Genomic DNA, 23,713 nt, shown 5'->3' with positions numbered 1-23,713 from the left:
CAAGAAGTTGCGCACCTAATCTCCCGATCGGGGTGCTTTTCCGCGTTTTTCTCCTCTTCGCTCACCCGTGCTTAGAATTTCTCTCCCCCACTTGGCCTATCCCGCCGGGACCACCCCTGGAACTTTCTCGGAAATCTTCCCCGGCCTAGCACGCCCGGCTCGGCGTCTGAGATTTTGCAGCCTTCGGCCAGGAGTGCGCGCACTCGAAGGACTGAGATTTCTCCGCGGCCTGCGTTTCGGATCATCGCTCTCCGGTGGGAGCCATATCACCTTTTCTCCCGTGCTCGGATCTACGCATATAGTCCACCATCGGTTTCTATTCGAGCGATCATCGTCAACCCGCGCATGCATTCTTGGATCCGCGAACGTGAGATTCTCGATATCAGTCAATCCCCCGCGCTCCCAACCATCAATATGGTGAATGTGGCATCTTGCTGGAGGCGCATTTGAGCCCGGAGCTGTCGAGGCGCCTTCTTCCCCACACAGCGCTAGGTATTGATCCAGACTGCCGAGCCTTTGCGATCGTCCTAACCACAGACTCCTCCCGTTGAGATCCAGTACCTGCAGGTAGAAGTCACGAGCAAGCGTTCCGGCAATCAATTCCCCCATGCCGATCTTCATGTTGGTATCAGTCATCCCAAAGCCTTTGCCCGCCATCAAGTCTTTGAGATTTACTACCGCGACTATCGAAGTACTCCCTCGCCGCGGCTTGAGATCACAATCTCGTAGTGGTGGGATGAATTCGCCCTCGTTGTTATCTTCACCGCCTTCAATCCCATCCTTTTCCACTGAATCGGGCCAATCCGCGAATTCTTCCTGCAATATGGCTCGTTCTTCCCGGGAAAAGCTCTTGAACAGAGCAGCTTCAAGGCAATCGTGAGAACGCTGGCTGGGAGACCTCGGATCCTCGTTGAACCCCAGAGCATGCAACTCTTCATCCTTCAGTAGCCCACCCGCCGTGCCGTGATCGGCCAACAAACGCTGAAACACGGCTGCGCATCGAGGCGTCAAAGTTCCACGGATAGTGCTCATTCCGTCTTTACCCTGGCGGGAGATCCGAAGGCTTCTCTTTCTTGCATGGTCCTTGGGTTCAAACTCCGGTTCTTCCTCCCCCAGCAATGCCCACATGAGGTCGCTCAGCTCATTCAAAACCTCCGGCCCGCACTGTTCAGCCAAGTCCGCGATGACCTGATCCCCACGTTCCACTAATAGATCATGCGTTCTACTAGGCATTGAATTGATAGCACGATCGATACGCCTGATACCCTCACAATCCAAAGAACCTTCATTGACCAACCCATGCACTTTAGGCATGTACTTCTTGGAAGGCCGAAGATCCGGACCCTGAACCCGCCCGTCAAGCCTTTCAGCCGCAGCCAGAATCCCCCGGGCTTCAAGGGCTGTAAACCGAAACTCTGAAACTAGCCATTGCGGCCGCTTATTCTTTCCAAGTGGCATGTAGTCCTCATGGGCATTGACAAATCCCACATCAGCATTGCTCAACTTGCGCCTAGACGTGGTGACCAGCGCGTAATAATCCTCACGCTGATCGAATTCAATGCGCTTCCACATATTGGCATCGCGGGAAGCCACCCGGGCAGATACCTCGGCGAGCAACTCCAGATCGGCCTTAAAATCTTCCAAACTATCGACGCCACCAAGGCCCCCGCCAGCTGGAGCAACACCATTTTCTGCCAATGACTCCGAAACGCTCCACACAGAATCCACCCCCTCTAGCTTCCCCGTTTACTACCCGTCACCCCGTTTGGAGCCCGGTCCCCTTGACTTGCGTTCCCAACACTTTCTAAGATAAAGTTTAGATCACACGTTCTAATAGCACAATAGGTCACAGAAACTTTCTTCAGGATTTTTCCGATCGGGCCAAACCACCACGTCATGCCCCTACATTGCACCCAGATCACACCCCTCACCCAACGGATTCACGTAATCTCAGCCCCATGCCAGCGCTGAGAAATCGCGCCATTTACTAGTCCGATCCACTCGCCCACCGAGCCCCAGAACTACATGGGCTCAAAGACCTGAGAGTCCTCCATGAGCAAGAACCCCGATTCTGCCGAGAACACCACCGCCGTCTCCCTCAGAGAACTGCGCGCTCGTCGCTTGATCGCGCAACTTCTCGCCCCTTCCGCAGCCCACCCGCTCGCATCCACACTGCAGTCCCTAGAACCGCTATCGGCCATTTCCACCGTGGCGGAATGGATGATCGCCACCCAGTTCCAGCTCCGCAATTCCGGTCTGGAAGCACTCGCCATCCGCGCCGGCGCCAGCACCCAACAGGTAGAGGAAGCAATCACCCAGGGATTGATCGTCCGCAGCTGGTCTCAGCGAGGCACCCACCACGCGCTCTTCGCTCCGGATGTCAGCTGGGTAACCCGCGTGTGTACGCCTCGAGTGCAGGCCGCGTCCACCAAACGTCGCCCAATCCTTTGGCTCACAAATGAAGACGTAGATACTTCCCGAGCCGCCCTCATCAAAGCTCTCTCCGCCTCCGATTCCCCGCTGAGCAGGACTGATTGCTACGAGGTATTCCGCTCCGCAGGTGTGGATCCAGGCGAGCAGCGTGGTCCGCACATGCTCCGGCACTTTGGTGGGGAAGGCGAGATTATCCAGGGCCCGTTCTCCGGAAATGCTGATTCTTTCGTGCTGCATGATTCTGTGGTGAGTCAGGCGCGTGACGTCGATAGGAAGAAGGGCCGGGAGGCAGCAATCGTGGAGCTTGCCGCGCGGTACATCAATTCGCGCGGCCCGGCCACGCCGCAGGACTTCTCGTGGTGGGCTGGGCTCACCGTGAAGGAGTGCAAGGATGCTTTTGCTGCGGTCGCCTCGCAGGGGAAGTCAACGCAGGTCACGTGCAATAACATCACCTACCACATGGGCAACTGGCAACAGGAAGTCACGCATGAGGAGCTCAACATCGCCCTCACTCTAGAACTCAGATTGCCCGCGTTCGATGAGTACCTGCTGGCGTACAAGGATCGCTCGCAGGTCATTGAGCCCCATTTGACCCCAGAAGTCGGCCCTTCCAAGAACGGTATGTGCTGGCCATTCCTCGTCGAAAACGGCGAAGTTCTCGGTCGCGCGCCTCAATCCGCGGGCTGAGTAGAAGGGGTAAGTTATTAGCGATGTCCAAGAAGAAAGTGGTTGAGGAAGCCCCGTTTGTCGTGCCCGCGGAGGGTGGCCAGCGCATCCCCACCATGATGTACAAGGACTACCACCGGCAGGTCAGCCAGCAGCAACGTTTCGTGAAACTGCCGGCGTGGAAGCTCATCGCCAGGCGCCTGTATGTGGAGACGTTCTTCCGCGGCCTCATGGATCGCGGCGCTACCCTCAGCTTCTTCACGCTGCTCACCACCGTCCCCACGCTGATGGCCTTCTACGCAATCACCACCCTGGTACTGGACCAAAACCGAGATCGCATCGTGGAGATCACGGATCAATTCATCTCGGAGAACATCCCCGCAAACTTCGCTGACCAGGCACGCAGCATAATCGACACGATCATCGGCTCCACCGAACAATCGGTGATCACGCTCATCATTTCCGTGTTCATCGCACTGTTTTCCTCTTCGGCGTACATCCGCGCGTTTTCCCGCAGTGCGAATTCCATGTACGACCGCCACGAAGGCCGCACCCTGGTGGTCACGTGGTTGACCATGTGGGGCCTGACCATCCTGCAAGTCCTCGGACTAGTGATGATTGCTGTGGGCTTTTTCCTCCGCGATGACCTGGTCTCTCCCCTGCTCAACAGCATCGCGCAGCCGCTGAGCTGGCAAGGTTTCACCGACTTCGTACAGACCAGATTCCTGCCGGTCTGGGAATTCGTCCGCTGGCCATTCATCTTTGGGCTCTCGATTGTGCTCATCGCGCTGCTCTATCACGGCGCCCCAAATGTGCGTTATGGTCGAGTCCGCTGGCTCACCACAGGCTCAGTGTTCGCCCTGGTCACCATGACTCTGGTGGCGCTCGGCGTGCGTTTCTACCTCAATCACTTCCTGCACATCGGCATGTACGGCGCGCTCGGCGGAATCATCGCCGGATTCATGGGCCTGGTGCTGATCAACACGCTCCTCCTCTTCGGCATGAAAATCGACGCCGAAGTCACCCGCGCCCGCGAACTCCAAGCGGGAATGGCCTCGGAAATGGTGATCCAAGTTCCCCCGCGCTCTTCCAAGGCCGCGGATGGTTTAAATCAATTCGACGCCACCCTCGCCGAACAAGCGGCCTCTTTCCGAAAGGCCTACGGGGATCCCAATCCGCCGTCTATCGCGGCTTCACGGGCTGACGCAGGACTGTCTTCAACTTCTCAGGAGCGGTTTTCCGCGGATCCGAAAGATAAATCTCATGATGCGGGCCATTAAAGGTGAGCTCACGCTCCGCCATGATGTCATTGTGGAGCGTGGCTAGTACTGGGCCTTCGTCGTCATAGGAGCCAATGTGCAGGATCTGCAGACATTCGCCCTCTTCAATGGTTTGCAACCGCACTTCGGGAATGGGCAGGTCAGGCTTCTTCTTCCGCGCCTGCGCTACTCCCAGCTCAAAGAACTCCGCAACCACTGAATCAGGTAGCGCGATGAGCATGGTCCAGTTCCATTCGTTCTTTCGCGAGGCCACGAACGCCGTGGGATCTTCACTCCACCACAGACCCTCCAGCGGCCCCACCACAAAAGTGTTCCCAGTCTGTTTCTTCCACTCAGCACGGATGGAATAACCCACCGTGTAGAGGCTCTCCACGGCTGCCTGGTAATCCGTGCTGGTGTTCGGATCACCCTGCCCGTCGATCGCTAGATACCGCAGTGCAGGCACGGTGACCTGCGTGAATTCCTTCTTCCCCTGTGAATAGAGCTCCTTGAGCTCCTTCTTGATATCGATGTTGACCATCGCCTACTCCCCCGCTTCCTCACCTGAAGGCGCGCCTTCCCCCTTCGGACCCAGCTCAGCTTCCAGGACTTCCTGCACCACCTTCATCGCGGAAAGAGCCGCGGGCGCGCCACAATAACCGGAAGAGTGAATCACGGCCTCCGTGATTTCCTCACGGGTCAGGCCGTTCTGCAGCCCGCCACGCACATGCCCGCGCAGTTCTTCGGTGGCTCGCAAGGCCACCAGCATGCCAATGTTCAGCAAGCTGCGGTCTCGGCGGGACAGCCCTTCGCGCGTCCACACCGAACCCCACACCGTGGCCGTGACGTGCTTCTGCAGTTCTTCACCGTCCGACCCTGCGGCGCGCTGCAGGGCGGCATCGACAAAATCATCCCCCATTACTTCGCGGCGAACTTGAATGCCGGCGTCGTAACGGGGGTCGATGTTGCTGTCGGGGTTTCGCTTGCTGTTTTCGGTATCTCGGTTCATGCCTCTCACTCTAGTGAGCGCCGAGACAGCCAAGTCTTAGAGCTGAGACAGTGCCTCAGCAACTGGGGTGTCACCATCGTGGAAGTTGATGTGCTTGCCGATGGTCGCATCCTCATCCACAGCCGCTGCCACCACGCGCGCCACATTGCCACGGGAGGTGGAAGGCATGTCTGTATCCACGCTATCCGGATCAGTTTCCACGGTGATCTTGCCGGTGGGCTCGTCCAGGGTGAGCTCGGATGGGTTCACGGTGGTCCAGTCCAGGTTGCTGGCCACCAGGTGCTCGTCGGCCTGCGCCTTGGCGTTGAAGTAGGCGTACATGTCCTCGGACTTATCCACGCCGGGGAATTCGCCGTCTACCAGGCGAGAATTGAAGAAGGACACCATGATGTAGCGCTTCACCCCTGCCTTTTCGGCAGCATCCATGGTGCGGATGGCGGCGTCGCGGTCAATGGCCCACGTCTCCTCCTCGCCGGATCCACCGGCACCAGCGCTCCAGATGATGACGTCGGAACCCGCAAAAACATCCTTCATTTCTTCGACGCCAAGCTTGTTCACATCCTGAACCACTGGCTCAGCCTGAGCTTCGCGAATATCCGCGGCCTGCTCGGGCTTGCGAATCAGGGAACGAACGGAGTGGCCCTGCTCTGCCAGCAGAGGTGCGGCTCGCAAAGCGACTTTTCCGTGTCCGCCGATGATCGTGATGGTTGCCATGTTGAACTCCTAACGATTGGGAATCATGTCCACTCTCCCCAACGTAAGCGAAACGAATTAATTCCATCGAGCGCCCCCAAAAGGCTGCGAATGTGCGTCATTCCTCGTTTCTCAAGGTGAACACAAGGTAAAGTCCCCGTTACCTTTGAGAGAAAGATCTTCCGAATGAGCACAGCTTCGCCAGCATCTGGCACCAATACTCAGACGGCAACGTCGTCAATGCGCGAGCTCACGCTTCGCGCCGTGATCCTCGGTGGCATCATCACCTTGGTCTTCACCGCTGCAAATGTTTACCTCGGGCTAAAAGTTGGCCTGACCTTCGCCACTTCCATTCCCGCCGCAGTGATTTCCATGGCGATTCTGCGCAGGTTCGCGAACCATTCCATTACGGAAAACAACATTGTGCAGACCATCGCCTCGGCGGCCGGCACGCTCTCCGCCATCATCTTCGTGCTTCCCGGCCTGGTGATGATCGGATTCTGGACAGGCTTCCCCTAATGGACCACTGCATTCGTGTGCGCTATCGGTGGCATCTTGGGCGTTACCTATTCCATTCCTCTGCGTCGCGCGCTGGTGACGGGTTCTGATCTGCCGTATCCCGAGGGACGCGCCGCTGGCGAGGTACTGAAGATCGGTGATGATCAGGGCACCGCTGAGGAAAACAAGAGCGGCCTGAAGGCCATCCTCGTGGGCTCGATTGCCTCCGCCGGATTCGCTTTGCTCGCAGCGCTGAAGGGCGTGGCAGGATCACTGTCCACCTACTTCAAGGTGGGCGCGGGTGCCACCACGGTCAGCGGATCACTGTCTTTGGCTCTGATCGGCGTGGGCCACCTGGTGGGCATGTCCGTGGGTATCGCCATGATCGTTGGTCTGATCATCTCCTTCGGCGTACTCCTGCCTCTCAAGACCTCCGGCATGGTCGATGGCCTGCACGGCTCGGCTGCGCTGGCAGACATCGTGGACACCTCCTTCTCCAGTGAAATCCGCTTCATCGGTGCTGGCACCATGGCCGTTGCCGCGGTGTGGACCCTGCTGAAGATCATCGGCCCAGTGGTCAAGGGCATCAAGGATTCCCTGACCTCCGCTCGTCTGCGCCAGACCGGTGCTCAGGTGGATATCACCGAGCGGGATATCCCGTTCCCAATCGTGGCCGGTGTGACCCTCGCATCCATGCTCCCCGTGGGCATCCTGCTGTTCCTCTTCGTGCAGGACACGGACATCGTGCACCACACCTGGAGCCTGATCATCCTGTCCATCGTTTATGTTCTGCTGGTCGGCCTGATTGTGGCGTCGATCTGCGGTTACATGGCGGGATTGATTGGCGCTTCCAACTCGCCGATCTCCGGAGTGGGCATCATCGTGGTGCTCTCTGCGGCGCTGCTGATCAAGGCAGTCACCGGTAATGAATCCGATAGCCACCCGGAAGCGTTGGTGGCATACACGCTGTTCACCGCGGCCGTGGTGTTCGGCATCGCGACGATTTCCAATGACAACCTGCAGGACCTCAAGACGGGTCAGATCGTGGGTGCTACCCCGTGGAAGCAGCAGGTCGCGCTGATCATCGGTGTGATCTTCGGCTCCGCGATTATCCCGCCGATCCTACAGCTGATGATGACCAGCTTCGGTTTCGTGGGCGCTCCCGGTGCCGGCCCTGATGCACTCGCCGCTCCTCAGGCCGCGTTGCTCTCCTCTGTTGCCAACGGCATCTTCGGCGATTCGCTGGACTGGTCTTTGATCGGCCTGGGTGCACTGATTGGCGTGGGCGTGATTATCGTCGACGAAATCCTGCGCAAGACTTCCCGCTTCTCCCTCCCCGCGCTGGCCGTGGGCATGGGGATGTACCTGCCCATCTCGCTGACGCTGATCATCCCGATGGGCGCACTGCTGGGCATGTTCTATAACAACTGGGCTGAGAAGCAGCGCTCCCCGGAATACTCCAAGCGAATGGGCCTGCTGATCGCCACCGGTCTGATCGTCGGTGAATCCCTGTTCGGCGTGCTGAACGCGGGCATCATTGCTGCAGCTGGCGATGGCGAAGCACTGGCAATCTTCCCCGAGTCCTGGGCCACCGCGGCTAACTGGCTGGGCCCGATCCTGTTCGTGGTCTTCGTGCTGGGTTGCTATCGCTACGTGCAGGGCCTGATCAAGAAGAGCTAGTGACTGCTCCTCTACGTGGCAGGTGAGTCCTTGTCCCAAATCTGGGCGTACTTTTCTGCCACGAGAGGCCAGATAATCTTCTTCGCTTCTTCTAACGACACCACTCCCTGAGCCATGTCCCCCGCCACAATAAAGTCGTGGGGAATTACTCGACCCGCACTGTCCTTGCGGCCCTCAGGGTCTTCGAAGCGAACGGCCGTGTACTCCTTATTGACGTCACAAAGTTCACGCCGGATGTGAGAGTTTCCAAAAGCTTCGCTGTACATTTTCAGCGGTTGCGAATGACCCCCATCGAGCAAAAATCGGAACCCCCAGTCCTTGCCCCGGGTTGCCCAAAGAATAGACATTAGTTCCTAGACCTCTTGAGCTTTCGATCCTTCTCCGCATTAGACAAGGACACCGCAAATTCGGAATACAGAGCTCTGAGGAATTGGTCTTTCTCCAAAGCTTTATCACGGATCTTGATGATTTCCGATACAGCGGACTGCGTGAGAATCACAAGGAATGGGAGTAAGGACTCTGCCCTCTTTGAATCCTTGATCTTAGGTACGCGCTGAAGGACGTTTTGAATGCCCACCTGTACGAATTGTTGCTGGTTAAAGGCCTTGAGCTTATCCGTGATCGTTTGAGGAATTTTTCCGTACTTATCCCACCGAGTGAATTTCTCCATCGGGTGAAAAGCGGCTAGTGGGAGGATGAGATCCAGCCCGGTCCGCTTGGTGACATCAATGTTTGTCTCCCCGAATTTCGCGGAAGACAAAAGAACAAACTCTTCTCCTAGACTGAAATTCTCATCCATCTGAATGAACTTCTTCAGCGTTCTAGCGAGCTCCGAGATCTCACCCTGTGCCTTTTTAACGACCAAGTTGCGGAAAGCAATGACATCAAACTCGGGCAACAGGTCTGCCTTGGACAATCCGATCATCCAGATCCTCGGGAATTGCTCGAGCTTAGGCCCGCTCCCAATGATGCCTTCGCGCTGGGATTCAAGCGCGGATCGAAAATTCATGAAGAGGGCTTTTAGATAACGTTCTTCTTCGCCCCTATTCGCCCGCAGTTTCGAGCCATCAACGAGAAAAATGGCCACGTCCGAGGAGATCAGTGACTTAAAGGCTCGAGTCCTCTCAACCTTCTCTTCTTCGGTAGCAGGATCGGTCTCGAACCATTCACCTGGGTAATCGTGCCATTCTAATTCCATCTGCTCTTTGGAGGATTCACCACGAGGGAAAATACGAAACTTGACCATGGTGTCGACAAAGCGGTTCTGAACTGGGGTCTGGTTATCTTCCTTCATTTTCAGATAATTCTGATGCAGCACACGTCCGGTTTCGCTCTTGTCTGTCAGAACCTCGTAAATGGACTTGTCCATGAGCTCTGGTTCCTGCGTCGGACCATAGAAAGAGCTCATCAGGACTGTTTTACCGCTACCCGATTGTCCGAAAACGGCTAGTTTTTGCCTTGCAGTTTTATTTTTTGCCATTGGTAAATCATAGTTCCGCCCTCCCAGAACTTCTCTGCATCGCGTAAACCGCTTTCCCCTCCACCACGCCCGTCGAGAACATAAGATCATCCGCATGACCTCGACTTCTGCGCTCACTTGCGCCATGCTCTCCGCAGCCCTCGTCAGCGCCTGCACCGGTTCTGCCGATTCCTCCCTCGGTTCCAGCTCTCTTCCCGGTTCCAGCACCACGCCTGAGACGACCATCAACTACGTGGCCCTCGGCGATTCCTATGCCGCGTTCGGCTCCGCTAATGCGCCCACCACCGGGCCGAAGTCCTGCCATCGCGCCACGGATAACTACCCCTCCAACATCATGAAGTCCAGCAAGATCAAGGGCACTGATGCATCGTGTGGCGGCGCGAAAACCGACCACATCCTGGCGGAATGGGATCGGGGAGGCGGAGAGTTGATTCCCGCACAGGCGGATAGCCTGCGCTCGGACACGGAGCTGGTCACGCTTTCCATCAGCGGCAATGACATTGAATTCGGCACCCTCACGGACTGTTTCATGGATATTGGCCAGCACCCTGGCGCGGCCACGTGTGAGTCTCGTCTGGGTGCGAAAACAGACGCCCTCTACGCAGCCCTACCTGCGAAGTTGGATGCCGTCCACGAGGAAATCAAGCGCCGCTCCCCTAACGCGCGCGTCATCGTGACCGGTTACTACGCCCTCGCCACCGCCTCGGGTGCATGCCCTGCCGCGGGCTCCATGACCGTATCTGATCGCCAATGGATCGCTGATCTCACCAGCCGGCTTAACACCATTGTTTCCGACGCCGGCAGTCGCCACGGCGCGGAATTCGTCCTCCCAGCCAATACCGACCAGCACACCGTCTGCGCTGCCCCTGCGCAGCGGTGGGTAGACGGAACGGGTCAAGACACCGGTTCAGTGCCGATGCACCCCACCGCCCTGGGCCAGAAGACCATGGCCAACGCGGTACTCGCGAAACTTTAACCCACCTTCACCCGGATGAGTGAGTTCCAAGGATCATTGAACTCCAAGGTTTGCCCATCATCACGGGTGGAAATCTGGTGGTCTTTGAGCCTGGCAGCTAATGCGAGGCGGTCATCCTCTGCGGGGACATCAATGTCCACTCGCCCCAGTCCATAGGATGCGGCGCGCGGGCCGGCTCCGCGGGATTGGAATACGTTGAGCGCCATGTGGTGATGATAACCGCCGGCGGATACGAAGAGCGCAGATCCCACTTCCCCGGTGATCTCAAAACCGAGCACACCGGCGTAGAAATCTCGAGCGCGATCGATATCTCCCACCTGGAGGTGCACATGGCCCAACGTGGACGTGGCGTTCTCCAGTTTGTGCTCGTTCAGGTTTTCCCCGAGGAACGCGTTGGGATCTAGGCCCAGCGTGGCCTGGGAATAAAGCTTGGAGTTCGGTTCCACTTCCCACTGCTCGCGCGGGCGGTCGAAGTAGAGTTCCACGCCATTGCCTTCGGGATCATCGAAATAGAAGGCCTCGGAGAAGATGTGATCTCCCGCGCCCGTGTAAGAACGAGGGAATTTCTGGGCAATATTGAACAGGGCTGCGGAAAGTTCTTCACGGGTGGGATAGACCAGCGCGGTGTGGAAGAGTCCAGCTCCCCGTCGATCAAACGGAGGCAGATCCGCAACCTGCACCAGCTGCACGCTAGGTATGCCGTTCTTGCCCAGCGTGGCGAGGTCACCGGTGTGCCCCAAGACATCCAGCAGCGCGCCCTCGTGGTAGAAATTCAGCACTGCATCGAGGTCGCGGACCAGCAGTTCCACCGCGCCCATTCGGGTATCGGCGGCGAGCAATTGCTCGGCTGGGCGATCAGTGGCGTAGTCGGGATGCACCTGTTGCGGGAAGCGCGGCATGTTGAACTCCTGAGTTAGTTGACGTGTCCACTAAATCAGAACGCTCGGAACCAGCAGGATATTCCTCGCTCTTACGCACGGGCAGGATGCGGCGGTTCTTAATCATCATGACCAGCGCAAACAGTCCGTATCCGACCACCAACAGCGCACCGGTGTAGAGGAAGCTTTCGCGCCACCACCAGTAAGGAGACTGAACTGGGTGGTTGTATCCGAGGTAGTCAGTCAGAGGCCTACTGAGGAATGGGATCATCACCAGAGTCAACACAGCCATCGCGATCAGCGCGCCCAACTGGGAGTAGATCCAGCCACCGAAACCGTTCCACTGCTTCCTCAAGCGGAAGGCCTCAAACTTCTCGTTGAAGAAGCAGGCGATGCACACACCCAGCGGCACCAGCCACACCCAGTGGTGGAACCAGGAGAATGGGGAAACCAGAGCAGCTGTAATGCCAGAGAGCACCATGGCGAACGACTTATTGCCCAGGCCCAGGCTGCGGATCAAGCCCAGCACGCAGAAGATGAACACCACTGCCACGAGCGTAAGCCAGAGCCATCCCTGAACTTCGCCAAACTCGCGGAACAGCACTGCCTTAATGGCCTGAGCTCCGGTGTTTTCTTCCACGCCCACTCGCTCGGAGTCAAAGATGGCCTCGGTCCAGAATTTCTTGGCGTCGGGAACAAAAGAAAAACCAATGGCCACGGTGATGAGGAACGTACACACACTGACCACCGCAGCACGCCAATTGCGTTCCACCAGGAAGTTCAGGCCCATGAATGCCGGGGTGAGCTTCACACCGGCAGCCAGGCCCACACCCACGCCCGCCCAGGGGCGCTTGACGGGGAGCAGATCCATGGCCACGAGCAACATGAGGAACAGGTTGATCTGGCCGAAAACGAAGGTGCCCTTGACCGCGTCCAGGGTGATGGAGGCGAAAGCCAGGCCCACAGCGATGAACGCCACGGGTGCTGTGATTTTGATCTTGCGCTCGGCCATCACGGCGAAGATCACGGCGATGAGCGCGAGGAAGCTGAGGAGCTGCCAGAGGATAGCCGCGGTTTCCACAGGCCACCGGGAGAACAGGGAGAACAGTGCGCCGGAGAACGGCGGGTAGGTGAATGGGAGGCCCTTGAGGATTGCGCCGTCGTAGAGGTTGTGCCCCTGGGCGATGTCCTGGCCAGCCAGGTAGTAGATATAAAAGTCGATGGGAGTGCGCCCACCCCACGTTAGGTTATTGGGCTGGTGGGACTCGTAGTTGAACAGCCACCACAGCAAAAAGCCTAAGCCGACCATCCAGGTAGTTTTACCGCGCCATTCCACAGGCAACTTCTCCTTGTGCAGAGCAAAGCTCAAAAATCACAGACTTGAAACTCATCTGACCTTACAACAGGGATGGAAAAACCAGCGGGTGAAACACTCCCCGCGGGAGGGTCAGATTTTGCGGATTCCAGGCAAAGAAAAACGTGCCGCCTGAACCGTTGTGGTCCGGGGCGACACGCGTTCTTGGTTAGAGGATCGAGAAGCGGAAATTACTGCTTTTCGATGGTTTCCTTGAAGGTACCAGCCTCATCCTGTGCCCAGGTGATGGTGCCGTTCTGGAAGGTCTGGGTCCAGCCGGAAGCTGCATCGCCGGTCTCTGCGGCGGTTGGCAGGCCGAGCTCGTTGTCCAGTGCGCCACCCTCGGTCCATACTTCACCGATCTTGCCGATCAGCTTCACTGGGCCGGTTTCGTCGGAAGAAGCGATCTGACCCTTAGCGAAGGTAGCCAGAGCGCCCTTGTCGCCCTTCTCGAACTTCTCGAAATCTCCGAGTTCGCCGTTAGCGCCGCCGGTGTTCTCCCAAGCAGCCTTGATGTCTTCTGGGAGATCCTTAACGTCCTGGGAAGCGTCGCCTGCTGCTTCGGTGGCATCGTTGGCTGCGCTGCCTGCTGCGTCGGTTGCCTTGTTGCCAGCGTCGCCGGCTGCGTCGGTAGCGTCCTGAGCTGCAGAGGTGGTGTTGTCCTTAGCGTCTTCTGCCTCAGAGCAAGCCGCGGTGCCGAAGACCAATGCGGTGCCTGCTGCAACTGCAACGGCGCCACGACGGGTGAACATCTTGTTGAGAGCCATGATTCTATTTATCTCCTTGTTACTTGCTGTTAATTGCTTATCCATCTGTACCTAAACTTCTTCGCCGCTTCCGCCTGCGAGCGGAATTGAGACCGAATTGATACCAAAGCTTTACCAATTCGCGAAGAGCGATTTCATATTCTAGCCAAGATTTCAGCACGGGTTTGTAGGCTGGTTCCCATGAAGCGCTTCTCCGTGCCAGCTGGTCTCATCTTCGCTGGTGCTCTCCTCACCGCGTGCACCACCTCGGAACAGGGTGATCCAGCACCGAGTTCACCAGGATCTGCCACTAGCTCAGCCACCACAGCGCCACTACAGGAAACATTGAACTACGTGGCGCTCGGCGACTCCTACGCCGCGATGGGTTCCCGCTCCGCCCCCACCACTGGACCCGGACCATGCGTGCGCTCCACGGACAACTATCCTTCGCTGGTTCTGGAGGAGCCGAATATAGAAGGTATAGACGTCTCCTGCTCCAGCGCGGTCACCGAGCACATCCTGGGTGACAGACTGAGGCAGGAAACCATCCCCGCCCAGGTCAACAGCCTTAAAGAGGACACTGACCTGATCACGCTCTCCATCGGCGGCAATGACATCTACTTCGGTGACATCGCAGCCTGCATGTACGGCGCCATGGACGGCAGCATCCCCACCACCTGCGAAAGCCAGCGCGGTGCCAAGACCAATGAGATGCTGGGCCTCCTCCCTGCCCGCCTGGACGCAGTCCACGAAGAAATCCGCCGCCGCTCCCCCAACGCGCGCGTCATCGTCACCGGCTACTTCCCCATGCTCACGGCCAGTGGCGAATGCAGCGAGGCCGGTTCCATCAGCCCAACTGATAAGGCATGGTCAATTGATCTCACCGCCCGCCTCAACGGCATCATTTCCGACGTCGCTTCTCGCCACGGAGCGGAATTCGTCTTGCCGGAGAATACTGAGCAGCACACCGCGTGCGCAGAGCCGAAAGAGCGCTGGGTAGATGTGAGCGGAGTGTTCAGCGATTCCTACCCGATGCATCCCACGCCAGCGGGTCAGGTGGCGATGAGTGAGGCTGTGGTTGGGGCTGTTCGGGACCGCTGACCTATAGACTTAACAATTCACAAGAGCCTTGCCAAAAAGATATAGCGGCTATTGATACCACCACCTAGATCGACGCACACTCGAACAGGCTCAAGAGCAAAAACAAGCACGAGCGCCAACAATCCCACTCATCACCGTTTGTATCCAACAACACCTATTACTTACGTAACAAATGCAAGAACAATAAAGAACGCGTGTTGACGTAAGTAGCGTAAATGTTGTTAAGCAAGCTTCGTGCATGAACTCCTAAAAGAATAAACATACGCACAACACATTAGCCGAACGTTATCGAAGCACAGAACCATCAACCTAGACATACTAGGGGCACCCAGCCGAGTTAAGACCCTAAATGGAAGAAGGAAGAAACCGCACATCCGAAGACCCGACAAACAAAAATCTATTTGCACTGCCTGCGCCAACGGCCCAGTTTGGAGTGTCTCTTGATGTGCAAACATGCAATTCAAACCCGGCATCTCTACAAACAATGCGGCAAAAATCATCCACGACGGAAATAGGTTCGACCGAATCTTGACTCTCTGACACCTGGCGCGCTATGGCCTCATCCCCTGGCAAAGCATGACGGCAATCAAGCACATCAACCAAACTTCCATCCTTCGAAAACCCAAGGAGAAAACTAGCACCACGTGAGATTATCTGAACTACTTCAGGGCGTCTATCATCCGAAAAACTAAATTCAAGGAAAGGAGTACTCCCACCGTAGTGGTGTTTTTTCTTAACCATGGATTGAGACATCATCAGCGTTGGCTGGCCGACCGCATGTCGAATTTTATGTAGAGTTAAAAGCATCACGGAATTCAGCAGTCCGAAAAACTCGTCAACGACATCCAGAGTTGACTCTAGATCTGCAAAACTTGGAAACTGCTCAATATCCGGCGAATGCGCAGCTTCATTTCTCCATTGATAGAGCTCCTTGAAGACTTCACGATTTCGTTTCTGCGGAGCACCGATGGTGTCCGCAAAAGCATTAAGCGGAGCTCTTAGATCTGAAATATCATCAGCGGATAGAGCTAAACTGCAGATATTTACAAAATGCTCAATCATTACCTCAATTACAAGATTCTTCTTCCTTGCAAAAGCAATGATCTCCACAATGGAACGGGCCTCTCGCAACCCTCCCGAAGCAAACATCGCATCGATTTCAAATAATTTGTAAAAATCTTCCGAAATTTCATCCAAACTGAGGTCAAAACCCCACAGCTTCTCCCTATCTACGAAAATTTGAGCTGCTAGTTTAAAATATTCTCGACGAAAGCTGTGAAATTCAGCTCGTTCCTTCTCTCCAGGGCTCTTGTACAATGTTCCATAAATCTCAAACAAAGAGTTTAGAAAATCTCGAACTTTTGAAAGATAAGCATCTTCGATTTTACTCGTTATTTCAATGACAATTCCTCGCCAGAAGACAGAACGAGGCAAGACCGGATCGTGCGACCGGTTATTAAAAACCGTCTCACCGGGAAGCGCGTTGCGTACAGCTTTAATGTACGTCACAACCTGGCGCCACTCTTGATAGCAGAAGTAAGAATTCCCGCCCGTTTTAAAAAGTCCGCGTTAGAGGTCTTTCTCCCATCAAAATACTCTGCATTCTCAATCTGCGCTTGAATCAAACATTCCTCAACATCCTTCCTATGACGGCGGATTTCATCACTGTGATCAAGCAATCCAGACATGGCATAGGTCATCGAGTCATAGATGAAATATCGAAACTTGCGAGGTTTTAGATTGCCGTCAACGTTTGTCCATAGGGAAAGTGCATCCTCACCCAAGACATCAACCATCAGTGAGCAAGTATTCGACAGAATATCGCATATAGAGTCGATAACCGATTGATCAAGGTATCTATTCCCGTTCAGCCAATACTGATCCAGCATCACAGATAGTGTCTTTATACCAGCAAACCTGCCACGCTGTCGGTTAACAAAAAAACGTAGGACAAGTTCTTGAGCGCCTTGACGTTTGAGTAGTCTCTCATCTTGCTTCGTAGTTCTCTCGCTTGCAGCAGCTAGCCGTCTCTCTGCATCGCCCAATCCCCAAAGAGTCCGGAAATTGGAATCATTCTGCACAAAGTCGTTGATGCTGTCGCTTAGACGCCCATTAGAGTTTGCTTTTCGAAGTTCCTGCTCTTCTAGTCGCTGACCGCCTGTATTGAGCCTTGTGAAAACTTCTCGCTTTAAGTCGCCCGCATGTTTTGAATCATGCGCAGATTCCTTGAGGAGAATCACTGATGAAATGTAACGCCTATTGATTCCATCTCGAACTTTATCCGGAAGTTCTGAATAAGTCATTCCATTAAGGGGCTCCCAAACTTTAAGCCCTGTCAGTTCTAATTCATCATTGTAAAATTTCTCGATAGTGGACAGTCTTTGTACCCCGTCCATTACTTCATACTTGGAGTAGTCAATCTCATACAAGAAAATTGGGGGAATTGGTACGTTCATCAATATGGACTCGATTAGGGCTGACTGTTTTTCTTCATCCCACACGAAATTTCGTTGATAGTCGGGCTCCAAACTATAGATTGATCTATCGCTGACTGACCGCGCAAGCTCGGGCAGTCTTGTTCTTCCCTGCTCTGTTACAATGCGAAATTCGCCATTCTCGTATGCCTCTTCGATATCTGCACCGGGGGGCACACTAGCAGTGCGATATGAACTAAAATCTATCTCTTCGCCTGGTACAAGTTGCATTATTTCTCCGTAAGCTAGTTTCGGGGTGGGGAGAGTCCATCGAAAGCGAGATTTCCTCTACTAATAGTTAGTCAGAGGCGATCAGATGAAAGTTGATTCATAAAAAGGTTCTATTTGCGAACCACATTTGGTTTCTGAAGCTCGTCCAGTGGCTTCTGAGATTCAGGTGCGCGTCACCAGCCGCTGGTTCAATCCGACAGTAGCCGATGCCGAAGAAAGTTGCTTGACTTTCGAGCTTTTTTGTTTGTAACCACGAGACGTGGCTACGTGATGGCATACTGAATAATTGGAATCCTCAGCTTAGTTTTTGCGAATCCAAAATCCGTTTGTCTGTCTAACTTAATGCTTTCATTGAGAATGCGAGGCTTGACTTGTTTCCTCAGACTCGTACTTGAACCCGCAGAGTCCCCAGAGCCATACGAACACAGACTCAACATGCGCTTCGCTGTTCCTTGCGATTCTAGCTTGCTTTTGGTCTCAGCGATAACCTAAAGGTGCAGATCAGCTTCTAACGGACGATTTGATTCCCGTTTTCAACCGTCCAGCTCGAGAATTTGTTAGCCTCAATCAGTTTGCTTTCGCGATTCCTTATCTCCCGCACCTTGCTGCGAGTGGCGGTAGATAGCAACCACCTAGCACAGACTCTGCTTAGATCTGAGAGAATTGAGAAAGCAGCCAAGTCCGAAGACTTAGCTGCTTTTGTGAAACTTTGTTTCACGCTTGGAAAGATCCAAGTTAGTTGTACCCCGTACGGGATTTGAACCCGTGTTACCGCCGTGAGAGGGCGACGTCCTAGGCCGCTAGACGAACGGGGCGCTGGCCTACCAGGACTCGAACCTAGAATGACGGTACCAGAAACCGTAGTGTTGCCAATTACACCATAGGCCATCGTTCGTTTTGAGCGCGTTTCACTTGGCAGTAGAACCGCGCTTGCAACGAGAGTTAATATAACCAGACACCCCAGATTCAAGCAAATCGCCTGTTCAGGGCTTGTTTACATCAACTCAGAATGAGTAAACGGAACCACAGCGCTGTAATTAACCGCTGCAGCTCCAGAACAGCCCAACTACTCCGCATCCACACCAAACGGAGTCACAGCCAAGGCGGAACGCAACCGAGCCAGCGTGGAGTCCTTACCCAGCAGCTCCATGGACTCGAACAGCGGTGGGGAGATAGCAGCGCCAGAGATAGCCACGCGCAGCGCTCCATAAGCCTTACGGGGCTTCAGCTCCATCTGTTCAATCAGTCGACCCTGCAGTGCACTCTCAAGGGTAGATGCTGTGAAGGAGTTGGCGTCGATCCCCTCAATCTCCTCAATGGATACGTTGAGTACCTCCACCGCATCTTCCTTGAGGTTCTTCTTCGCGGACTTCTCGTCCAGAACCAAGTCTGCGTCGGGAGTGATGAGGAATTTCAGGAGGTCGTCAGCCTCGCTGAGCACCTTGATGCGGGTCTGCACCAGCTCGGCCGCATAAGCGAACTTGTCCGCCGGGTAATCCGCAGGGAAGCCTTTGTACTCCTCCAGGTAGCTGCGCAGGCGCTCGGTGAAGTCCTCAAGCTCAAGCAGGCGGATGTGATCCGCGTTGATGGCTTCCAGCTTCTTCTGGTCGAAGCGCGCTGGGTTGGGCTTCACGTTGGACACGTCGAAGTTGGCGATCAGCTGATCCATGCCGAAGATGTCCTCGTCCGCGCTCAGGGACCAGCCCAGCAGGGAGAGATAGTTGAGCATGCCCTCGGGGATGATGCCGTTCTCGCGGTGCAGGAAGAGGTCAGACTGCGGATCGCGCTTGGAGAGTTTCTTGTTGCCCTCCCCCATCACGAATGGCAGGTGGCCGAAGGTGGGAACCTGTTTGGCCACACCGATGCGCTCCAGTGCCTCGTACAGTGCGATCTGGCGCGGGGTGGAAGGCAGCAGGTCCTCGCCGCGGAGCACGTGGGTGATCTCCATCAGTGCGTCGTCCACTGGGTTGACCAGCGTGTACAGCGGCTGACCATTGGAGCGAGCCACCACGAAGTCTGGGATGGTCTTGCCCTCCACGCTCATCTCACCGCGGACCAGGTCAGTCCACTCGAAGGTGCGGTCGGATGGCATGCGCAGGCGCCACACGGGCTCGCGACCCTCTGCCTTGAACGCCTCGATCTGCTCTTCGGAAAGCTCACGGTCGAAGTTGTCATAACCCAGCTTGGGGTCCCGACCAGCGGCCTTGTGACGCTCTTCCACCTCAGCAGCGGTGGAGTATGCGGGGTAGATCTCACCGGCATCCTTCAGCTTTTGCAGCACATCAGCGTAGATGTCCATGCGCTGGGACTGACGGTATGGCTCGTGGGGTCCCCCAACCTCCACGCCTTCGTCCCAGCTCAGTCCCAACCAGGTCAGCGAATCGATGATCGCCTGGTAGGACTCCTCAGAATCGCGCGCCGCATCAGTATCTTCGATGCGGAACACGAGCTTGCCACCATTATGGCGAGCGTGTGCCCAGTTGAACAGGGCGGTGCGCACCAGTCCCACGTGCGGGGTTCCGGTGGGCGATGGGCAGAAACGAACGCGAATATCACTCATAACGTGCCAGTTTAGCGTCTATTTTTTTCTCGACGCCACCGCTGCCCCGCCAGTCTTATTCCGCAGGCCCGGGCAGAGTCTTGTTCTGGCGGGCGAGGAAGCGCCATGCTTCGTTCGCAATATCCGGGGAGACGAACCAGGTGTGGTCCTGTCCGTTGACTCGCCAGTGGACAGCTTCGTCCTTGCATCCGGGGAATCCAAACTGAGTCACGCCACCGGGCAATTCAGACTGCACCGGTTGCGGGGCACAACCGTTGGCTTGTGCGCGGCTGTTGATCACGTTCATCACTGGCAGGTACGGAGCATCGTGGAGCGATCCGCCCTGGTAGTGAGTGAGCTTGTCTTCAGAGCCATGCACTAGGAAGGTAGGAACGCTTCCCGGGGCGCAGCCCTCGTTGACGGGGTTGTAATACGCACCGGACACTCCGACTACACCAGCCATGAGGTCTGGAGCCTGGCACGCCAGGTTCGCGGCCATGCCACCACCGTTGGACATTCCCACGGCATAGATGCGGTTCATGTCCACGTTGTAGTGCTTTTGCAGCTCACCCACGATCTGGCGGACGAAGTCCACGTCCCCTCCCCGCGTGGTGCGAGAGTAAGGCGCGCCCTCCCAGGCATTCTCCCGTCCGCGTGAGTAGACCACGATGGCTTCCTGCGCCGCACCCGTGTTGGAGAAGCGGGAGTAATTCCGGTAATTCTCCGGGGAATCGTGCCATCCGCCGAAACCGAAGAGGATGGGTACGGGGCGCTTGGGGTCGTAATTGGAGGTCACGCTAACAACGGCGCTACGCACCTCCCCATAAGGACGCACGAATTCCACGTTGGTGGGATTGCCCTGCAAGGTCGGCGCCAATGCGGCCAAAGACTTAGCGGGCGGCGGAGGCGGAGCATTCTGCGCCGAGGCCACTGGGTTCAGAGTCAGCCCAAGAAGCACGGCAAAGCTCAAAGCGAGGAAAATCCGGGCATTGTGCGCACACTGGCGCACATTTACTGGTTTCACATAAGTCACAGAGGTCACACAGGTCACTTTAATCCCAAAAGTTCCTCAACAGCGGGATCTTTTCCTGTGGCGCGTCGAGAAAAATTACACACTGCGCAAAATTCATGTGAAATTTACCTATAAACCCAGCACACAAATTGCTCAGCCCATACTCTCCTTTTTATGACCAACCACGACCCACGAAACATTGACCCCAACTCCAACCACGCTGACGGCGCACACCCAGTGGATGCCAACGAAGGCAAGTCCAAGAAGGGCTCTCCCCTGAGCTGGCCACTACGCATCCTCATCATTCTCGTTGTCGTTGCCGCTGTTTTGGGCTTCATGTTCCGCAACGCAGATGTCATGCCATGGAACAACAACGCCCAGGCCGGCGATTGTGTGTCCGCGGAAGGCACCAGCCCAGATGCCTCGAGGAAGCCACAGGCAGTGGATTGCGATGGCGATGAGGCCAAGTACAAGGTCCTCGAGTCCGGTGAAGACGTAGATTGCTACTCCGTTGAGGGCGCAACCGATTCCTACACAATCTCCATCAAGGGTCGTCGCACCGATACCGAAAATCTGACCTACTGCTTGCAAGAGCTCTAAACTTCCCTCCCCGCCTGATCTTTAGCCCTTTGAGCATCCGAAATTGCCCCACCCTCTAGGCTAAGTTCATGGCTTCTCCTTCCCCGCAATCATCCGGCCGGCTCAGCACCGCGCCGGACTTTTTGCTGTCTCGGCCCCATGGCAGCGTCCGCTCGCAGGGATCCAGGGAAGAATTCCGCAGCGCCTACGATGCCTCCACCCATATCCGGGACCTCATGTCCAGCGAGTCAGCGAGCTCCCAGATGGTGGTGGGCTGCGTACCTTTCGACTTCAATGAACCCGCCGCACTCACCGTCCCGGAGAAGATCTGGCGCTCCGAAGGACCCTTGGAGCCGCCCGCCGCTTACCGTGGTGATGACAGTCGCCTCACCGTGAGCAACATTTCCTTTTCTTCCGACGCCACCTCTCACGCCCACGTCGTTGCCGCAGCAGTTGACACCATTGCGTCCACCGAGCTGGAGAAGGTGGTGTTGGCCCGCTTTGCGGATGTTCAATTCGCCGAGCGCGTGGATCCCCTGCTGATCTGTGCGCGCATGATCGATCTATCTAGTCATCGCGATGGTTACGGTGTACAGCTCGCCGCAGACCTCGGCGGATCATTTTTCACCGGATCCAGCCCGGAGGTATTGATCAAGCGCCACGGGGAGAATTTCTCCGCTTTCCCCCTTGCCGGTTCCATCCAGCGCTCCCGCGATAAGCAGCAGGAACAGCGGAGTATCGAGCAGATGCGAAAGTCTCCCAAGGAGCTCTACGAACATCGCCTGGTGGTGGATCACTATCGCCGCGTGTTGGAGCCCCTGAGCCGAGAGCTCAACATTCCGCCCACCCCGGGAATCCACTCCACAAAGGAGATGATCCACTTGGGCACGCCCATCACCGGCCAGCTGAAGGACCGCGACTATTCCGCGTTGGATTTGGCGCTGCTTTTGCATCCCACGCCAGCGGTCGGTGGCACGCCCGCTGAGGCCGCGCTGGGTGTCATTTCCGCCGCTGAGGAAGAAAGTCGCGGAATGTACGCGGGGTTTGTGGGCTGGTGCGATGCCTCGGGTGATGGCGAGTACATGGTGTCCATCCGTGGCACGACTGTGGCCCAGGACGGGCTCTCCGCCCGGTCCTGGGCCGGCGGGGGAATCGTCAGCTCTTCTGATCCCGCAGCTGAGGCTCGGGAAACTGCCGCGAAGATGCGAACAGCCCTGCGGGCAATGAATGTGCCTGCAGAGCTGTTCGAGAAGTTGAACTAGGGCCGAGCCCTAAACCCGAGCCTAGTAACGAGCGATCGGGTTGGAGAGCGTTCCCAATCCGGGGATCTCAATGGAGATCCGATCGCCGGGGTGCATCTCTGCGGTGCCCGCTGGGGAGCCCGTGCAGATGATGTCACCTGGCAGCAGGGTGAAGGCGGAGGAGATCCATTCCACGATCTCCGGCACGGCCTTGATCATCTGGTTGGAGTTGGAATCCTGCTTGGTTTCCGTCTCGCCCTCGTGGGTCAGGTGTGCCTTGATGGAGAGGTTATCCGCCTCGATGCCATCCAGGTTGGTCTCGATCCATGGGCCGAGGGGGCAGAAGGAATCCAGTCCCTTGGCGCGTGCCCACTGGCCATCAGCGAACTGCAGGTCGCGGGAGCTCACGTCGTTAACGATGGTGAAGCCGAGCACCACGTCTTTCCAGTTGGCGCGGTTAACGTCCTTGCAGGGACGGCCGATGACGATTGCCAGCTCGCCCTCGAACTCCACCTTGGTGGCCCACTCGGGGATACGAATGGGAGCCTCTGGGCCCACCACTGCTGTGGGTGGTTTGAGGAAGATGGTGGGAGGAAGGTGCTCGGCACCCTTCTTGAACACCTCGGCCACGTGATCCGCGTAGTTGCGACCCACGGCCACGACCTTGGAGGGGAGGATGGGAGCGAGGAGGCGAACATCCTCGATTGGCCAGGTCTTACCGGTGAACTCCGGCTGGCCAAAGGGGTGTCCGGCGATCTCTCGACACGTGGCGCCGGAACCGTCCGGCTGACCACCTTCGAGTACCGCGAATGTCATGCCTTCAGGGTGGGCTATTCGAGCAATACGCATGAAAGTAGATGTTAC

Annotated in this window: 20 protein-coding genes, 2 tRNA genes and 1 pseudogene; 7 read left to right on the top strand and 16 right to left on the bottom strand. The window is 56.4% G+C overall.

Annotated elements, in window-relative coordinates; all coding sequences use genetic code 11:
• Positions 1-96: 96 nt before the first annotated feature.
• Positions 97-1,728: an HNH endonuclease signature motif containing protein gene (locus IRY30_RS04610; protein WP_194556178.1), complete on the bottom strand. Its 1,632-nt coding sequence runs from the start codon at positions 1,726-1,728 to the stop codon at positions 97-99.
• A gap of 324 nt (positions 1,729-2,052) precedes the next feature.
• Between IRY30_RS04610 and IRY30_RS04605 the strand changes: the two genes are divergently transcribed.
• The gene (locus IRY30_RS04605; protein WP_194556177.1) at positions 2,053-3,120 is read left to right on the top strand and encodes a winged helix DNA-binding domain-containing protein; all 1,068 of its coding nucleotides are present in this window, start codon (positions 2,053-2,055) and stop codon (positions 3,118-3,120) included.
• Between the two features lie 23 nt (positions 3,121-3,143).
• Positions 3,144-4,379, top strand: coding sequence for a YihY/virulence factor BrkB family protein (locus IRY30_RS04600; protein ID WP_194556176.1), 1,236 nt, complete (start codon positions 3,144-3,146; stop codon positions 4,377-4,379).
• On the opposite strand, the gene IRY30_RS04595 is transcribed toward IRY30_RS04600, so the two are convergent.
• Genes IRY30_RS04595 through IRY30_RS04585 form a run of 3 tightly spaced genes read right to left on the bottom strand, consistent with a single transcriptional unit; the run spans position 4,282 to position 6,081 of the window.
• On the bottom strand, positions 4,282-4,899 hold the full coding sequence (locus IRY30_RS04595) for a GyrI-like domain-containing protein (protein ID WP_194556175.1): 618 nt from the start codon (positions 4,897-4,899) through the stop codon (positions 4,282-4,284). The two genes, IRY30_RS04600 and IRY30_RS04595, sit on opposite strands and share 98 nt — an antisense overlap.
• 3 nt (positions 4,900-4,902) lie before the next feature.
• Complete coding sequence (locus tag IRY30_RS04590) at positions 4,903-5,367, bottom strand: carboxymuconolactone decarboxylase family protein (protein WP_194556174.1); 465 nt, start codon at positions 5,365-5,367, stop codon at positions 4,903-4,905.
• Between the two features lie 36 nt (positions 5,368-5,403).
• Positions 5,404-6,081 (bottom strand): SDR family oxidoreductase, encoded by a 678-nt coding sequence (locus tag IRY30_RS04585; RefSeq protein WP_194556173.1) that lies wholly within the window; start codon positions 6,079-6,081, stop codon positions 5,404-5,406.
• Positions 6,082-6,246: 165 nt separating this feature from the next.
• Between IRY30_RS04585 and IRY30_RS04580 the strand changes: the two are divergent.
• Positions 6,247-8,238 (top strand): annotated as a pseudogene (locus IRY30_RS04580) (OPT family oligopeptide transporter).
• 11 nt (positions 8,239-8,249) lie between these two features.
• Here IRY30_RS04580 and IRY30_RS04575 read toward each other — a convergent pair.
• On the bottom strand, positions 8,250-8,585 hold the full coding sequence (locus tag IRY30_RS04575) for a hypothetical protein (protein ID WP_194556172.1): 336 nt from the start codon (positions 8,583-8,585) through the stop codon (positions 8,250-8,252).
• Positions 8,585-9,718: a TRAFAC clade GTPase domain-containing protein gene (locus IRY30_RS04570; protein ID WP_194556171.1), complete on the bottom strand. Its 1,134-nt coding sequence runs from the start codon at positions 9,716-9,718 to the stop codon at positions 8,585-8,587. Before IRY30_RS04570 ends, IRY30_RS04575 begins: the two co-directional genes overlap by 1 nt.
• A 94-nt stretch (positions 9,719-9,812) precedes the next feature.
• Here IRY30_RS04570 and IRY30_RS04565 point away from each other — a divergent pair, with 94 nt between their 5' ends.
• Entirely contained in the window at positions 9,813-10,694 is an 882-nt protein-coding gene (locus IRY30_RS04565; protein ID WP_194556170.1) for an SGNH/GDSL hydrolase family protein, read from the top strand.
• Here IRY30_RS04565 and IRY30_RS04560 read toward each other — a convergent pair.
• From IRY30_RS04560 to IRY30_RS04550, 3 genes are all read right to left on the bottom strand, one after another.
• The gene (locus tag IRY30_RS04560) at positions 10,691-11,593 is read right to left on the bottom strand and encodes a VOC family protein (RefSeq protein ID WP_194556169.1); all 903 of its coding nucleotides are present in this window, start codon (positions 11,591-11,593) and stop codon (positions 10,691-10,693) included. The genes IRY30_RS04565 and IRY30_RS04560 overlap by 4 nt on opposite strands.
• Positions 11,550-12,941 (bottom strand): glycosyltransferase 87 family protein, encoded by a 1,392-nt coding sequence (locus tag IRY30_RS04555; protein WP_194556168.1) that lies wholly within the window; start codon positions 12,939-12,941, stop codon positions 11,550-11,552. Before IRY30_RS04555 ends, IRY30_RS04560 begins: the two co-directional genes overlap by 44 nt.
• A 176-nt stretch (positions 12,942-13,117) precedes the next feature.
• The gene (locus tag IRY30_RS04550) at positions 13,118-13,693 is read right to left on the bottom strand and encodes an LGFP repeat-containing protein (RefSeq protein ID WP_194556167.1); all 576 of its coding nucleotides are present in this window, start codon (positions 13,691-13,693) and stop codon (positions 13,118-13,120) included.
• Between the two features lie 180 nt (positions 13,694-13,873).
• Between IRY30_RS04550 and IRY30_RS04545 the strand changes: the two genes are divergently transcribed.
• On the top strand, positions 13,874-14,773 hold the full coding sequence (locus IRY30_RS04545; RefSeq protein WP_194556166.1) for an SGNH/GDSL hydrolase family protein: 900 nt from the start codon (positions 13,874-13,876) through the stop codon (positions 14,771-14,773).
• Positions 14,774-15,118: 345 nt separating this feature from the next.
• Here IRY30_RS04545 and IRY30_RS04540 read toward each other — a convergent pair whose 3' ends face one another.
• From IRY30_RS04540 to IRY30_RS04515, 6 genes are all read right to left on the bottom strand, one after another.
• Positions 15,119-16,282 (bottom strand): hypothetical protein, encoded by a 1,164-nt coding sequence (locus tag IRY30_RS04540; protein ID WP_194556165.1) that lies wholly within the window; start codon positions 16,280-16,282, stop codon positions 15,119-15,121.
• Positions 16,279-17,478, bottom strand: coding sequence for a DUF262 domain-containing protein (locus tag IRY30_RS04535; protein ID WP_194556164.1), 1,200 nt, complete (start codon positions 17,476-17,478; stop codon positions 16,279-16,281). The genes IRY30_RS04540 and IRY30_RS04535 overlap by 4 nt, the downstream gene beginning before the upstream one ends.
• Before the next feature lie 742 nt (positions 17,479-18,220).
• Positions 18,221-18,293, bottom strand: a tRNA-Glu gene (locus tag IRY30_RS04530).
• A 1-nt stretch (position 18,294) separates the two neighbouring features.
• Positions 18,295-18,366, bottom strand: a tRNA-Gln gene (locus IRY30_RS04525).
• Between the two features lie 178 nt (positions 18,367-18,544).
• Entirely contained in the window at positions 18,545-20,038 is a 1,494-nt protein-coding gene (gene gltX, locus IRY30_RS04520) for a glutamate--tRNA ligase (protein WP_194556163.1), read from the bottom strand.
• 55 nt (positions 20,039-20,093) lie between these two features.
• Entirely contained in the window at positions 20,094-21,059 is a 966-nt protein-coding gene (locus IRY30_RS04515) for a CE1 family esterase (RefSeq protein ID WP_309825084.1), read from the bottom strand.
• Between the two features lie 144 nt (positions 21,060-21,203).
• On the opposite strand from IRY30_RS04515, the gene IRY30_RS04510 reads away from it, so the two are divergent.
• Together IRY30_RS04510 and IRY30_RS04505 are read left to right on the top strand one after the other, a co-directional pair.
• Positions 21,204-21,629 (top strand): LppU/SCO3897 family protein, encoded by a 426-nt coding sequence (locus IRY30_RS04510; RefSeq protein ID WP_194556162.1) that lies wholly within the window; start codon positions 21,204-21,206, stop codon positions 21,627-21,629.
• 68 nt (positions 21,630-21,697) lie between these two features.
• Positions 21,698-22,870, top strand: coding sequence for an isochorismate synthase (locus IRY30_RS04505; RefSeq protein ID WP_194556161.1), 1,173 nt, complete (start codon positions 21,698-21,700; stop codon positions 22,868-22,870).
• Between the two features lie 21 nt (positions 22,871-22,891).
• On the opposite strand, the gene IRY30_RS04500 is transcribed toward IRY30_RS04505, so the two are convergent.
• Entirely contained in the window at positions 22,892-23,698 is an 807-nt protein-coding gene (locus tag IRY30_RS04500; protein ID WP_194556160.1) for a fumarylacetoacetate hydrolase family protein, read from the bottom strand.
• Positions 23,699-23,713 lie beyond the last annotated feature (15 nt).

The organism is Corynebacterium suicordis DSM 45110, from assembly GCF_015351405.1.
Classification (GTDB): Bacteria; Actinomycetota; Actinomycetes; order Mycobacteriales; family Mycobacteriaceae; genus Corynebacterium; species Corynebacterium suicordis.
Note: the sequence above shows the minus strand (reverse complement) of the source record. Positions and strands in the feature narration are given on the sequence as shown.

Excerpts from the sequence above, each read along its gene's own strand:
- IRY30_RS04570 (WP_194556171.1), bottom strand. The coding sequence starts at position 9,718 with ATGGCAAAAAATAAAACTGCAAGGCAAAAACTAGCCGTTTTCGGACAA.
- IRY30_RS04560 (WP_194556169.1), bottom strand. The coding sequence starts at position 11,593 with ATGCCGCGCTTCCCGCAACAGGTGCATCCCGACTACGCCACTGATCGC.
- IRY30_RS04510 (WP_194556162.1), top strand. The coding sequence starts at position 21,204 with ATGACCAACCACGACCCACGAAACATTGACCCCAACTCCAACCACGCT.
- IRY30_RS04590 (WP_194556174.1), bottom strand. The coding sequence starts at position 5,367 with ATGAACCGAGATACCGAAAACAGCAAGCGAAACCCCGACAGCAACATC.
- IRY30_RS04535 (WP_194556164.1), bottom strand. The coding sequence starts at position 17,478 with ATGCAACTTGTACCAGGCGAAGAGATAGATTTTAGTTCATATCGCACT.
- IRY30_RS04575 (WP_194556172.1), bottom strand. The coding sequence starts at position 8,585 with ATGTCTATTCTTTGGGCAACCCGGGGCAAGGACTGGGGGTTCCGATTT.
- IRY30_RS04500 (WP_194556160.1), bottom strand. The coding sequence starts at position 23,698 with ATGCGTATTGCTCGAATAGCCCACCCTGAAGGCATGACATTCGCGGTA.
- IRY30_RS04605 (WP_194556177.1), top strand. The coding sequence starts at position 2,053 with ATGAGCAAGAACCCCGATTCTGCCGAGAACACCACCGCCGTCTCCCTC.
- IRY30_RS04585 (WP_194556173.1), bottom strand. The coding sequence starts at position 6,081 with ATGGCAACCATCACGATCATCGGCGGACACGGAAAAGTCGCTTTGCGA.
- IRY30_RS04545 (WP_194556166.1), top strand. The coding sequence starts at position 13,874 with ATGAAGCGCTTCTCCGTGCCAGCTGGTCTCATCTTCGCTGGTGCTCTC.
- gltX (WP_194556163.1), bottom strand. The coding sequence starts at position 20,038 with ATGAGTGATATTCGCGTTCGTTTCTGCCCATCGCCCACCGGAACCCCG.
- IRY30_RS04505 (WP_194556161.1), top strand. The coding sequence starts at position 21,698 with ATGGCTTCTCCTTCCCCGCAATCATCCGGCCGGCTCAGCACCGCGCCG.
- IRY30_RS04550 (WP_194556167.1), bottom strand. The coding sequence starts at position 13,693 with ATGGCTCTCAACAAGATGTTCACCCGTCGTGGCGCCGTTGCAGTTGCA.
- IRY30_RS04595 (WP_194556175.1), bottom strand. The coding sequence starts at position 4,899 with ATGGTCAACATCGATATCAAGAAGGAGCTCAAGGAGCTCTATTCACAG.
- IRY30_RS04600 (WP_194556176.1), top strand. The coding sequence starts at position 3,144 with ATGTCCAAGAAGAAAGTGGTTGAGGAAGCCCCGTTTGTCGTGCCCGCG.
- IRY30_RS04565 (WP_194556170.1), top strand. The coding sequence starts at position 9,813 with ATGACCTCGACTTCTGCGCTCACTTGCGCCATGCTCTCCGCAGCCCTC.